This is a genomic window from Streptomyces sp. E2N166 (genome assembly GCF_003671715.1).
Lineage (GTDB): Bacteria > Actinomycetota > Actinomycetes > Streptomycetales > Streptomycetaceae > Streptomyces > Streptomyces thinghirensis.
Genome location: NZ_RAIF01000013.1, coordinates 1 through 213 on the forward strand (window position 1 = coordinate 1; position 213 = coordinate 213).

At 66.2% G+C, this 213-nt stretch carries 1 pseudogene; it reads right to left on the reverse strand.

Annotation, left to right across the window (positions count from 1 at the left end):
• Window positions 1–213, reverse strand: a pseudogene (locus tag EBH09_RS14225) (polysaccharide deacetylase); the annotation flags it as partial.

The following is a 213-nucleotide window of genomic DNA, read 5'->3' on the forward strand; positions in this document are numbered from 1 at the left end:
ACCGTCGGCCAGGTCCAGTTGCCGTTGGCCTGGATGGTGGCACCCCAGTTGTCGCCGCTGCCGTTGGACTTGGCGGTCAGCGTCTGCGCGCCGGGATAACTCGCGTCGACGTTCCAGGTGGACATGACCTTCGCCGGAGACGGCACGTTCATCGTCACGGTCCAGTCACTCGCCCCGCTCACCGAGACGTTGAGGTTGTACCGGTCCCCCCAC